General features: G+C 73.5%; 11 protein-coding genes. 4 read left to right on the top strand and 7 right to left on the bottom strand.

Features of this window, described 5'->3' with window-relative positions; translation table 11 throughout:
* The first annotated feature begins 59 nt into the window (after window positions 1-59).
* Window positions 60-347 (top strand): DUF4235 domain-containing protein, encoded by a 288-nt coding sequence (locus tag FKD65_RS36600; RefSeq protein ID WP_141583492.1) that lies wholly within the window; start codon window positions 60-62, stop codon window positions 345-347.
* A gap of 181 nt (window positions 348-528) precedes the next feature.
* Here FKD65_RS36600 and FKD65_RS36595 read toward each other — a convergent pair whose 3' ends face one another.
* Together FKD65_RS36595 and FKD65_RS36590 are read right to left on the bottom strand one after the other, a co-directional pair.
* On the bottom strand, window positions 529-1,347 hold the full coding sequence (locus FKD65_RS36595) for a hypothetical protein (protein ID WP_240809772.1): 819 nt from the start codon (window positions 1,345-1,347) through the stop codon (window positions 529-531).
* 52 nt (window positions 1,348-1,399) lie between these two features.
* The gene (locus tag FKD65_RS36590) at window positions 1,400-1,696 is read right to left on the bottom strand and encodes a DUF4193 domain-containing protein (RefSeq protein WP_117404125.1); all 297 of its coding nucleotides are present in this window, start codon (window positions 1,694-1,696) and stop codon (window positions 1,400-1,402) included.
* 504 nt (window positions 1,697-2,200) lie between these two features.
* Between FKD65_RS36590 and FKD65_RS36585 the strand changes: the two genes are divergently transcribed.
* Together FKD65_RS36585 and FKD65_RS36580 are read left to right on the top strand one after the other, a co-directional pair.
* Window positions 2,201-3,889 (top strand): serine/threonine-protein kinase, encoded by a 1,689-nt coding sequence (locus FKD65_RS36585; protein ID WP_141583490.1) that lies wholly within the window; start codon window positions 2,201-2,203, stop codon window positions 3,887-3,889.
* Window positions 3,890-3,905: 16 nt separating this feature from the next.
* Window positions 3,906-6,638 (top strand): ABC transporter substrate-binding protein, encoded by a 2,733-nt coding sequence (locus tag FKD65_RS36580; RefSeq protein ID WP_141583488.1) that lies wholly within the window; start codon window positions 3,906-3,908, stop codon window positions 6,636-6,638.
* A 69-nt stretch (window positions 6,639-6,707) separates the two neighbouring features.
* Here FKD65_RS36580 and FKD65_RS36575 read toward each other — a convergent pair whose 3' ends face one another.
* Together FKD65_RS36575 and FKD65_RS36570 are read right to left on the bottom strand one after the other, a co-directional pair.
* The gene (locus FKD65_RS36575) at window positions 6,708-8,072 is read right to left on the bottom strand and encodes a cell wall metabolism sensor histidine kinase WalK (RefSeq protein WP_240809771.1); all 1,365 of its coding nucleotides are present in this window, start codon (window positions 8,070-8,072) and stop codon (window positions 6,708-6,710) included.
* Window positions 8,069-8,722, bottom strand: coding sequence for a response regulator transcription factor (locus tag FKD65_RS36570; protein ID WP_141583486.1), 654 nt, complete (start codon window positions 8,720-8,722; stop codon window positions 8,069-8,071). The genes FKD65_RS36575 and FKD65_RS36570 overlap by 4 nt, the downstream gene beginning before the upstream one ends.
* Window positions 8,723-8,997: 275 nt before the next feature.
* Here FKD65_RS36570 and FKD65_RS44585 point away from each other — a divergent pair, with 275 nt between their 5' ends.
* A complete protein-coding gene (locus FKD65_RS44585) occupies window positions 8,998-9,174 on the top strand; it encodes a hypothetical protein (protein ID WP_168221295.1) in 177 nt (58 codons plus the stop codon).
* 107 nt (window positions 9,175-9,281) lie between these two features.
* Here FKD65_RS44585 and FKD65_RS36565 read toward each other — a convergent pair whose 3' ends face one another.
* From FKD65_RS36565 to FKD65_RS46415, 3 genes are read right to left on the bottom strand one after another with little or no spacing between them, the layout of a single operon-like run.
* Entirely contained in the window at window positions 9,282-10,091 is an 810-nt protein-coding gene (locus tag FKD65_RS36565) for an inositol monophosphatase family protein (RefSeq protein WP_141583484.1), read from the bottom strand.
* Window positions 10,088-10,996, bottom strand: a complete 909-nt coding sequence (locus FKD65_RS36560; RefSeq protein ID WP_141583482.1) for a ferrochelatase — start codon at window positions 10,994-10,996, stop codon at window positions 10,088-10,090. The genes FKD65_RS36565 and FKD65_RS36560 overlap by 4 nt, the downstream gene beginning before the upstream one ends.
* A gap of 47 nt (window positions 10,997-11,043) precedes the next feature.
* Window positions 11,044-12,324, bottom strand: a complete 1,281-nt coding sequence (locus FKD65_RS46415) for a lytic transglycosylase domain-containing protein (protein ID WP_141583480.1) — start codon at window positions 12,322-12,324, stop codon at window positions 11,044-11,046.
* Window positions 12,325-12,348: the final 24 nt, after the last annotated feature.

Here is a 12,348-nt window from a genome sequence, read left to right as displayed (position 1 = left end):
ACCGCCGGCGGCGGGCCGTTCCGGTAGCGTCGGAGACGACAGGACGAGAAGGGACCAACATGGCGGACAAGGGCGACATCGGCTGGCGGGTGATGGCCGGGGCGGCCGCATTCGCGGGCGGCTTCGTCGCGAAGAAAGTGATCACGCTGGCCTGGAAGAAGAGCACCGGCAAGGAGCCGCCGACCAATCCCGAGTCCCCCGAGGTCGCGCTGTCCGAGGCGATCGGGTGGGCCGTGGTGATGGGGGTCGGCATGGAGGTCGCGCGGCTGCTCGCCACCCGCGCCGCCGCCCACCAGTGGGCCAAGAGCACCGGCCAGAGCCCGTCGCACCTCAAGGCCGACGTCTGAGGCGACCCGGAGCGGGGGCCCGGCCCCCGTCCGAACGCCGAACGCGCCGCGGCCGGTCCCTTCGGTGATCGAAGGGACCGGCCGCGGCGCGTTCTCGTCCGGGCATCGCGCGCGGGCTCGCCGCGCGTCTCGGGTCCGCGCCCTCGGCTCTCGGGCGTGCCGCCAGGGGGTGGGCGGCGCGCTAGGGGTTCAGGCGACGGGGCTGGTCGCCGGTGAGCGGGGGCAGGCTGCCGGCGATCTCCCGGAGGTCGGCGCGCACCTTCAGGGCCAGCGCCTTGGTCGCGGATCGGTTGAGGGCCGCACCGGCCGCGGCGCCGGTGAGCAGGGGGCCCATGGTGGAAAGGCTCCGGCCGAAGACGCGGAGCATGCGCTTGCGCAGCGCGCTCTTGGCGGCCGTGCCGAGGGCGCTGGTCAGGGAGCCGCCCTCCAGGGGGTTGACGCCGCGCTGCCGCGCCCAGGACGTGACGAACGCGGCGCCGCGCGCGGTGCCGCTGCCCTGGACGCTGACGCCGTACACCTCGTGCAGCTCGGCGATCATCTTGACCTCGATCGCGGCGACGACGAGCGTCTCGGCCGCGAGCTGGGCCGGCGCCGTCAGCAGCAGCGGCGGGGCGGCGAACTCCACCGCGGCCAGCGCGCCGCCGGCGGCGCCGACGGCGGTCGTGGCGTTGCCCGCCGCCTTGACGACCCGGTCGGCGAGCTCCTCGCCCATCACCCCGTGGTGGTGGGCCTGGAGCGTCTCCAGATCGCGGATGGGGATGTGCGGTGCCGCCGCGACGAGCAGGTCGGCGAGCCACCTGCCCCGCGCGACGCCCGCGGCCCCCACCCTGCGGGCGCTCTGGCCGAGCAGTCCGGCCAGTCGCCCGAGCAGGCGACCGCGGGTCTCGCGGTCCATGTCCTCGTCCGAGGTGAGCCTGCCGATCAGCTCACCCAGCTCCGCGGAGCCGTCGCCGCGCGCCGGCTCCACTTCGCCGTGACGCGGCTCGTAGTCTCCCGTCACCCGGCCTCTCCCGTCACCCGACGGCCACTCCCGGTCACCTCGCGGCCGCCGGTCAGGCGGCGCACTCGCGGCAGACCGGCTGGCCGTTCTTCTCGGTCGCCAGCTGGCTGCGGTGGTGGACCAGGAAGCAGCGCGTGCAGGTGAACTCGTCGGCCTGCCGGGGGACCACCCGGAAGGTGAGCTCCTCGTTGGACAGGTCGGCGCCCGGAAGCTCGGCGACCTCGCCGGCGTCCAGGTCCTCGTCGATGATGCTGGCGGCCTTGTCGGCCCGCCGGGCCTGGAGCTCCTGGAGGCTGTCCTCGCTCAGGTCGTCATCTGTCTTGCGTGGGCTGTCGTAGTCGGTCGCCATCTTCTATCTCCATCCCCCTCAGTGCTTTATGCGCCCCGTCGCGCGGATCTAACGCTCGGGGGACCGTTCTTGTGCCCGATCCGGGCGGGAAATTCTGTCACGGTTGGTGACCTGCGACACACGAGGCGCGACCGTTCCCACGAGTGACTCCCGTCACCCGGCTCTTTCCTCGCACTGTGTCTTCGGTCACACACCCGGCGGGTGTCACGGTCCGGTCCGGGGCCGGGGCACCTGCCGGGGATCCCGCGGCGGCGGGGATCATATCGGTCCTGGGAGGGTTGTGCGCACCGACCGGCCGGGCGCGGCGGGACGGTTCGATCCGGCAGCCGGAATAGCGAACCGGACGCATCAGTGAAACGTCTGAACTAACGCGATATCGTGCCCGCCTGAGGTTGGGGGCGGACCCCCTGCGGGGGCGGGCCCGGCGATCGCCGGCACGGGACCCCCGCGAGCGGGTCCAGCGCACAATGTCGCGGACATCACTGCGGGTCAATGGAGGGTCAGATGCCGGATGCCGCTCCGCTGGAGCCGGGCGATCCTAGGGCACTCGGACGGTACGAGGTCATCGGACGGCTGGGCGCCGGAGGCCAGGGCGCCGTGTTCCTGGGCAAGGCGCCCAACGGCGAGTACGTCGCCGTCAAACTGCTGCACGCGCAGATGGCGAACGACCCGGCCGCGCGTGCCCGCTTCACCCGGGAGGTGGCGGCCGCGCAGAAGGTCGAGCCCTTCTGCACGGCGCGGGTACTGGAGGCCGACGTCCAGGGCGACCAGCCCTATGTCGTCAGCGAGTTCATCGACGGGCCCTCACTGCACGACGTGGTCGCGCACGACGGCCCGCGCGGCGCGGCGGAGCTGGAGCGGCTCGCGATCGGCACGGTGACCGCGCTCGCGGCCATCCACGAGGCCGGGATCGTGCACCGCGACTTCAAGCCGAACAACGTCATGCTGGCCTCCGACGGCCCGCGCGTCGTCGACTTCGGCATCGCGCGGACGGTCAACTCGCAGGAGAGCGCCGTCACCGCGACGGGCATGGTGGTGGGCACGCCCGGCTACCTCGCGCCCGAGCAGCTCACCGGCGCGCCCCTCACCCCCGCGGTCGACATCTTCGCCTGGGGCGCGACCATGGTGTTCGCCGCCACCGGCCAGTCGCCGTTCGAGGCCGACACGCTGCCGGTCATCATCAACCGGATCCTCAACGAGGACCCCGACCTCTCGGCGCTGCCCCCGGGGCCGCTGCGCGACCTGGTCGGGCGCTGCCTGTCCAAGGACGCCGGCCTGCGGCCCCCGGCGGCGCAGCTGCTGCTGAACCTGCTCGGCCACGTCGGCGCCGCGCCCGCCAACCAGGGCGCCGGGCAGGAGGAACTGCTCAACCAGGGCACGCGGATCGCCTCGCAGCTTCCGCCGCCGCCCCCGGTGCCGCCCGCCCCGCGGCCCCAGCCGCACCAGCAGCCGCACCAGCCGATCACCCCGCCGCCGATGCCGCTGCACCAGGGCGGCATGGGCGGGATGGGCGGGATGGGCGGCCCGTCCACGCCGCCACCGCAGCCGATCACCCCGCCGCCCATGGCCATGTACCAGGGCGGGGCGATGCCGCCCCAGCCGCACACGCCGCCGCCGATGCAGATGCCGCCCGGCCCGCAGTACGGGCCGCCGCCGAAGCAGTCCAGCTCGGCCGGGCCGATCATCGCGATCGGCTGCGGCGCGCTGGCGCTGATCGTGATCCTGGTGGTCGTGGTGCTCGCCATCATCGGCGCCAACAGCGACGACGACCCGCCCGTGACGCCCACCTACTCCCCGCCGAACACCTACACGCCGAGCGAGACGCCGACCACGAGCACCACGGGCGGGCTGCTCGGGAACTTCACCGGCGACGGCAACCAGCCGGCCGCCAAGGCGGGCCACACCCGGTTCAACGCGAAGTTCTCGCTGCTCTACTCCAGCGGCGTCGCGACCTACAGCTACCCCTCCGGCGCGCAGGACAACTGCTACACCCGGCTGTCGCTGATCTCCGGCGACGAGAGCAGCTCGAAGGTCGAGTACCGGGAGACGCCGATGGCGGGGATGAACCCGTCGGAGTGCGCGTCCGGGTACGTCACGTTCATCCCGTCGTCCAGCACCACGCTGCGGTGGGAGTGGCGCCAGCTCCAGTCCGAGACGACCCCGACCGCGTACGGGACCGTGTCCAAGTCATGACCGAGACCTCCAGGGCATGACCGAGGTCGCCCCTCTCCGCAAGGGCGATCCCGAACGGCTCGGCGCGTACCGGCTGACCGGCCTCCTCGGGGAGGGCGGTCAGGGCGCCGTCTACCTCGGGGAGGACGAACCGGGCCACCGGGTCGCCGTGAAGCTGCTGCACGCGCGCTTCAGCGGCGACCCGAAGGCCCGCTCGCGGTTCGCGGCCGAGGTCGCGGTCGCCAAGCGCGTGTCGGCGTTCTGCACGGCCCGCGTCCTGGACTCCGACGTCGAGGGCGACCGCCCGTACATCGTCAGCGAGTACATCGACGGTCCGGCGCTGTCGCGGGTGCTGGCGCAGGACGGCCCGCGGCGCGGCGCCGACCTGGACCGGCTGGCGATCGGCACGATGACGGCGCTCGCGGCGATCCACCAGGCGGGGGTCGTGCACCGCGACTTCAAGCCCGCGAACGTACTGCTCGCGCCGGACGGCCCGCGGGTGATCGACTTCGGTATCGCGCGGGCGCTGGACGCCACCGGGACCATGTCGAGCACGGCGGTCGGCACGCCCGCCTACATGGCCCCGGAGCAGATCTCCGGGGCGCGGGTCGGCCCGCCCGCCGACGTCTTCGCGTGGGGCGCCACGATGGTGTTCGCGGCGAGCGGGCGGCCGGCGTTCGGGCAGGACTCGATTCCCGCGGTGATGCACCGCATCCTGAACATGGCGCCCGACTTCGGCGAGCTTCCCGAGCCGCTGCGCGGCATCGTGGCGAACTGCCTCAGCAAGGACCCGGCGCTGCGCCCCGCCTCCCAGCAGGTCCTGGCGCACCTGCTGGCGCTGGCGGGGAGCCTGCCCCAGCCCGGCGGCCCGCGCGACGGCGCGGACGCCGTGATGCTCACCCAGGGGGTACGGACGGCGGCCGCGGAGTCGGCGCGGCTGCGGGCCCGGACGCCACCGCAGGCGGCAGCGCCCTTTCAGGTCGGACCGCCGGTGCCGCAGACGCCGCCGCCCATGCCCGGCCCGGCCTGGCCCTCCCCCGTCCCGCCCCACGACGGGAGCACGCCCAACACGTGGCCGTCCGTCTCCGCTCCGGGCGTCGACTTCACCAAGCCGTCCGGAACCGGCAAGCGGCCCGGCATCGGCGTCCTCGCGAGTGTCGGCGGCGCCGCGCTGGCCGTGCTGACGCTCGCCGCGGCCTTGGCCTGGGTCCAGTTCCGCGGTGACGGCGACGACCGCGGCACGACGGCCACGGGCGGACGGGTCGGCGGGACGCTGCCGGTCGCGATGGGGACGCCGGGCACCGCGAACGGCGAGATCGACCCGTCCCACGCCGTCGCCGGCACCGAGCGCTTCCTCGCCAAGCAGCTGTTCACGGGCCTGACCGAGGTCGGCGCCGACGGCGTCGCGCGCAACCGGCTCGCGGCGGCGCTCAAGCCGGACGCGCAGTGCCGGACATGGGACATCACGATCAAGGGCGGGACGACCTTCAGCGACGGCGAGCCGGTCGACGCGCAGGCGTTCGCCCGCGGCTGGGCGCGCAGCGCGGCGGAGAAGACCGGCGCCGCGGCCTACCTGATGAACGACATCGAGGGGTACTCCTCGGTGGAGGGCGGCGGGAGCGAGGGGCTGTCGGGGGTCAAGGTGGTCTCGCCGACCGCGCTGTCGGTCACGCTCACCGCTCCCAACTGCGACTTCGGGGGCCGGCTGTCCGAACCGGCGTTCATGCCCGCGCCGCAGGCGGCGGGCAGGCCCGACAACGCCGCTTTCAACACCCGTCCCGTCGGCAACGGCCCGTTCAAGGTGCAGGACTACCGCACCGGGGCGTCGGTCTCGCTCGTCCGCAACGACTCCTGGGCGTTCGGCAGGACCAAGCTGGACGGCGTGACCGTGACGCTGAGCGGCGACGCGGCCAAGAACCACGTCATCTACACGGCCGGGCAGTCGGACTGGTACACGGTCGGGACCGAGGACCTGGCCACGGTCCCGAGAACGGGGCTCGTCTCCGGTCCCCTGCCGTACACGCGGATGCTCGTCCCGATCACCGCGCGGGGCCCGATGGCGTCGAAGGAGGCCCGGCAGGCCGTCTCCTACGCCCTCGACCGCGGCAGGCTCGGCCAGGCGCTCGGCGGCTTCCCGAAGGTCGCGCACGGCATCGTCCCGGTGGCCGTCCCCGGATTCGGCAAGCCCGGCGTCTGCCCGTCCTGCGACGCGACGGACCCGGTGAAGGCCAAGGCGCAGGCCGCGTCGGCCGGGTTGAGGACGGGGTCCGCCATCCGGCTCTACTACCGCGAGTCGCCCGTCGACCAGCGCCTCGCCCAGGTCGTCAGCACGCAGCTCAAGTCGGTGCTAGGCCTCCGGGTCGAGATGAAGTCCTACCCCTTGGCCGAGTTCACGAAGTACCGCGACGATGTCGCGTCCAAGGACGCCTCAGGGCTGGCCTTCCTGCCCTACGGCCCTGACTACCCGGGCGCCTACACGATGCTGTGGCCGCTTCTGGGCGGCGCCAAGAGCACCGGCGCGGACTTCTACAACCTCGGCAAGTGGAGGAACGCCGCCTTCGACGGGACGATCTCCCAAGCGCTCAGGACCCCGGCGCCCGCCGAGCGGACCCGGCTGTTCGGGCAGGCCGAGAAGACCGCGCTGGACGACATGGCGCTCATCCCGCTCCTGAACGACGCCCGGGTCGCCGTGGTCCGGCCGGGCAAGTACGTCGGGCTCGGGCTGGACTACGACGGCGACCCGACCGTGGCGGCAGCCGCGCTCAAGTAGCCGTGGCGGCAGCCGCGCTCAAGTAGCCGTGGCGCCGCCGCTCCTGTGCGGGTCAGGACGGCGCCGGGCTCACACGGCCGGCTGGCCCGGCGGGAGCCGGACGGTGACGATCAGCCCGCCGCCGGGCCGCGGGACCGCGTAGACGGCGCCGCGGTGCGCCAGCACCACCGACCGGACGATCGACAGGCCGAGGCCCGCGCCCTTGGCCGACTCGACGCGGTCGGCGTTCAGCCGCCGGAACGGCTCGAACAGCCGCTCCACCTCGTAGGCGGGCACGACGGGCCCGGTGTTCTCCACCTGGACGGTCGCGTAGCCCTCCAGCATGCCGGTGCGCACCCAGAGCTCGCCGCCCTCCTCGACGTTGTGCTTGATCGCGTTCTCGACGAGGTTGGAGACCAGGTGCTCCAGCAGCACGGGGTCGCCGAGGGCCGTCCCCGACGTCAGCTCGGGGTGGACGGCGACGTCGTTGTCGTGGTCCCGGCGCGCCGACTGCTCCAGCACCGTCGCCGCCACCTCGGCCAGGTCGACCGGCGTGCGCGCGGTCAGCTCCCGCTCGCTGCGGGCGAGCAGCAGCAGCCCCTCGATGAGGCGCTCGTGCCGGGCGTTGGTCGCCAGCAGCGTCCGGCCGACGGCGCGCAGGTCGTCGGAGACCTCCGGATCGCCGAGCGCCACCTCCAGCAGCGTCCGGTTGATCGCGAGCGGGGTGCGCAGCTCGTGCGAGGCGTTGGCGACGAACCGGCGCTGGGTGTCGAACGCCTGCCCGAGCCGCTCCAGCATCGCGTCGAAGGTGTCGGCCAGCTCCTTGATCTCGTCGTCCGGGCCCTCCAGGGCGATCCGCTCGTGCAGCGTGCTCTCCGACAGCCGGCGCGCGGTGGTGGTGACCCGCTGGAGGGGGCTGAGGGCGCGGTCGGCGACGAACCAGCCGAGCACCAGCGTGATCACGCCCACCCCGCCGAGCGCGAGCAGCGACCGCCCGACGAGCTGCCTCATCGTCTGCTCGACGAACTGGCGCTGGAGCTCGGCCGACTCCTCGGCGGAGATGCCGAGGCCGATCACCTTGACGTTGCCGAGGATGTTGGCCATCAGGACCGACATCACGAACAGCAGCAGCGCGCCCGCCATGAAGAACAGCAGCCCGTAGAGGAGGGTGAGGCGCAGCCGCACGCTCATCCGGCCGGGCAGGGCGGACACCTGGCCGAGCGGCCCGCCGCCCTCGCCGCGCCACATGCCCTTCGGGGCCGGGTACGGCTGGGGGACCTGCTGCGGGCCGGGCCGCCGCCAGCGGCCGCCGCGCCGCGACCCGGCGTCCCCGGCGTCGCCTGCGACGGCGGTCGGCTGGGTGGCGCGAGCGTCGCCCTCCCCGGGCGGGTTCGGGCGGGCTCCGTTCCCGGCCGGGCCGCCGGGACGGTTCTGGGGTGCGGTCTCCTCGGTCACAGCCGGTATCCCACCCCTGGCACGGTCTCGATCACCGGTGGGTCGCCGAGCTTCTTGCGCAGGGTCATCATCGTGACCCGGACGACGTTGGTGAACGGGTCGATGTGCTCGTCCCATGCCTTCTCCAGCAGGTGCTCGGAGCTGACGACGGCGCCCTCGGCGCTCAGCAGCACCTCCAGCACCGCGAACTCCTTGCGGGTGAGCTCCACGGGGCGGCCGTCGCGCGAGACCTCGCGGCGGGCGGGGTCGAGGGTGATCCCGGCGCGCTCCAGCACGGGCGGGAGCGGCGCCGCCGCGCGCCGGCCGAGGGCCCGCACCCGGGCGATCAGCTCGGCGAACGCGAACGGCTTGGCCAGGTAGTCGTCGGCGCCGATGGACAGCCCCTCGACCCGGTCGTCCAGCTCCCCCGCCGCCGTCAGCATGATGATCCGGGCCGGGTAGCGCTGCGAGACCAGCTGCTTGCAGACGTCGTCGCCGTGCACCTTGGGCAGGTCGCGGTCCAGCACGATCACGTCGTACTCGTTGACCCCCGCGCGCTCCAGCGCGCCCGCCCCGTCGTAGGCCACGTCCACGGCCAGCGTCTCGCGGCGCAGGCCGGTGGCGATCGCGTCGGCGAGCACGCGCTCGTCCTCGACGACTAGAACACGCAAGGGTCCCCCTCCCGGTCGGGGCACGGCCGGCCCCGGCTTCGAACACGCCGTGCTCCGAGCATGCCCGCGCTTCGCGCATGCCCGGTCCACCGCGTCCGCCGTGCCCGCTTCAGATATGCCATGGAAGCCGTAAGACGCCCGTAAGCAGGTGTTCCTCTTCTGGTACGCCAGATCGTGATCTCACCGACGCAAGAATCCGCGAAAATTGCATCGGCGGACAGGTTTGACTTCAGCCTAGGCCTGGGTAGGCATGGGCACGATCCGGGAGGAGGCCCATGGGCGAGTTGTCACGCATGATCCAGCAGCGGCTCGACGACGCGTACGCGTCGCTGCGGAGCGCCCACGCGGATGGTGACACCTACCTGGCGGACATTCGCCAGGAGGAGATCGAAGACCTGCGCCGGATCGCAGCGAACAACGACATCGGCGTCGAACCGCCCCGCTGCGACTGACCCGCCGTCGCAAGGCGCTGTCCGAGACGGGGAGCCCGGGACCCGGTCCCGCGCTCCCCGTTCCGGTTCCCGAGCGGCCCCGGTTCCCGTGCCGGGCCCGTCCCGCCTCAGTCCCTGGTCGGGTCGAGGGGGGCCAGCACGTCGTGCAGGGCCTCGAAGGTCCCCGGCCCGGCGGCGATGGTGAGCTCCGAGCCCGGGGCCGCGCCGTGCAGGCCCTCGACGCGCCCGCCCGCCTCGCGGACGATCAGCCCGCCGGCCGCGATGTCCCACGCCTGGACGCCGCGCTCGTAGTAGGCGTCGGCCCGCCCGGCGGCGAGCGAGCACAGGTCGACGCAGCACGACCCGCCCCGGCGGATGTCGCGGATGTTCGGCAGCACCCCGGTGAGGACCTCCGCCTGCCGTGCCCGCCGTCCCGCGTCGTAGCCGAAACCGGTGGACACGAGCGCCCTGCCGAGCGGCACGTGCGCGTTCACTCGGAGCTCGCGCTCGCCCGACTCGGTGTGCTGCAAGGCGCCGCCGCCGCGCACCGCCGTATAGGTCTCGCCGCGTAGAGGGATCTCCACCACCCCGGCAACGGCCTCCCCGTCGACCTCGGCGGCGATGCTCACCGCCCAGTCGGGCAGGTCGTAGAGGTAGTTCACCGTCCCGTCGATCGGGTCGACCACCCAGCGCACGCCGCTCCCGCCGGCCTGGGTGCCGCCCTCCTCGCCGAGGAAGCCGTCGCCCGGGCGCACCGCCCTGATCCGCTCGATGATCAGCCGTTCGGCGGCCCGGTCCATCTGGGTGACGACGTCGGTGGGCGACGACTTGGTCTGGACGACGTCCGGACCGCCCGCGGGACGCTCGTCGACCAGCATCCGGCCCGCCTCGCGGGCGGTGGCGACGGCGAGCTCCAGCAGCTCGTCGGCCAGGCTCATGAGACCTCTTCGAGAAGGAGGCGGGGCAGGGCGGCGAAGCGCGGGTCGCTGCCGGGCGTGGCGGCGCGCACGAAGTCGAGCCCGAGCTCGGAGGCCCGCTCCGCGGCCTCGACGTCGAGGTCGTACTTGACCTCCATGTGGTCGGAGACGAACCCGATCGGCACCACGGCGACGGCGCGGACGCCCTGGCCGTGGAGCTCCTCCAGGTGGTCGGTGATCTGCGGCTCCAGCCACGGCTGGCTCGGGGGCCCGCTTCGGCTCTGGTAGACGAGGTCCCAGGGGGCCCCGGGGGCGACGCGCTGCGCGACCGTCTGCGCGACCGTGTGCAACTCCGCGGTGTACAGCTCCTGGTTGGGCTGGGACAGGGGCACGCTGTGGGCGGTGAAGACCAGCCGCGCGCCCTCGGGCAGGCGGCTCAGCGCGTCCTTGGCCGCGTCCACGAACGGCTCGACGAAACCGGGCCTGTCCGCGTAGACGGGGAGCTTGTCGATCTCGGGGGCGCCCGGGACCTCCTCCCGGGCGCGCGCGATGTCGTCGAGGTACTGGTCGTTGGTCGAGTAGCCGCTGTAGGCGGACGTCACGAACGCGGCGGCGTGCCGGATCCCGTCCTCCTTCATCTGGCGGACGGTGTCGGCGAGGTAAGGGGACCAGTTCCGGTTGCCCCAGTACACCGGCAGGTCCACGCCGTGGGCGGCGAAGTCGGCTTCGATGGCGGCCTTGAGGTCGCGGCACTGCTGGTTGATCGGGCTGACCCCGCCGAACAGGAAGTAGTGCTCGCCCACCTCCACAAGGCGCTCCTTGGGGATGTTGCGCCCCCTGGTGACGTTCTCGAGGAAGGGGAGCACGTCCTCGGGCCCCTCCGGCCCCCCGAAGGACAGCAGAAGCAACGCGTCATACGACGTCATGCGTCCATCCAACCAGCCCCGGCCGCCGCCCCTCGTCAGGGGTGGTCTCACTCGTAGCGCGCCGAGTACGCCTTCGCCAGGTTGAGGACCTTCTGGACGTACCAGTCCGCGTGGTTGTACTGCCAGACGGCCCGGTAGAGCTGCTTCCCGCCCCGGCCCGCCCCGTTGGCGCACAGGTACTTGGCCGCGCCCGGGATGGCGTCGTAGGGGTTCATGATGTCGGCCTTGCCGTCGCCGTCGCCGTCCACCCCGTACCCCTTCCAGGTGGAGGGCAGGAACTGCATCGGGCCGAGCGCGCCCGCGCTGGAGCGGCCGGCGTTGCGGCCGTGGTCGCTCTCGACCTGGCCGATCGCGGCGAGGACCGTCCAGGACAGGCCGGGGCAGCTCTTGGCCGCCTGCTTGTAGAGGTCCAGGTAGCTGCCGGGGCGCCCGCCGTCCGCGGGCGTCTGGTACTTGCCGTCGTGCAGGTTCAGGACGCTGGTGCCGGGTCCGAGGATCGTGCTGACGGCCTTGACGACCTTGCCGGGGCTCACCCCGGGCGCGTTGACCAGGACCGCCACGTTCGGGACGAGCCCCATCTCCTCGCCGGACCTCCTGCTCACGAGCATGTCGATGCCGGGCAGACCGAGCGGCCCGGAGCCGCCCATGGTCAGCTTCGGCATCGTCCGCCCCACCACCGGGTACTGGTAGCCGCGGTTGAGCTGGAGCTGCTGGGCGGCGGCGGGCGACACCACGAACTGGTCGCCGGCCAGGGCCCCCCAGAGGTCGGTCTTCTTCGCCGTCGCGGGCGGCGTCCAGGAGCGGAACGCCGAGGGGTCCACGGCGAGCGCGTTCACCTGGCGGCCCTGGAGCTGGACGGCGCCGCCCGCGACCGCCGCCACGTCGCGGACCCTGCCGAGCTTCGCGATCCGGCTGATCTTGGCGGCGGGGATCGAGCCGGTGCCGACGGCAAGCACGTCGGGCGGCACGACGCGCCGCAGCGGCGCGACCTGGCCGCCGGTGGCCACGTTCACCGGGTCGCCGGGCCGCACGCTCGGCGGCGCCTCCTGCGGCGGGTCGCCCCCGGCCGGCTCGGCCTTCTGCGTGGTCAGCGCCGCGTAGACGCCGCCGGAGGTGCTGGCGACGGCGAGGACCGCTATGGCGCCGATGAGGAGCGGCAGCGCCCGGCCGCCCCGCGGCGGCGGTGGCGGCGGTGCGCCCTTGCCCCGCGGGTCCCGCTTCTTCTTCTCGGGCCGCTTCTTCTTCTCGGGCCGCGGCCTCGGCGCGCGGGCGGCGGGCGCCTCGCCGCCGCCGGTCGCGCCGGTGCGCGGAGCTGAAGGAGGAGCCACAACATTTCCCCACGAGTGTCGCTA

The sequence above is a fragment of the Actinomadura sp. WMMA1423 genome (assembly GCF_006547145.1).
Taxonomy (GTDB): domain Bacteria; phylum Actinomycetota; class Actinomycetes; order Streptosporangiales; family Streptosporangiaceae; genus Spirillospora.
The sequence above is the reverse complement of the archived record's forward strand: the minus strand, read 5'-3'. Positions and strand labels throughout refer to the sequence as shown.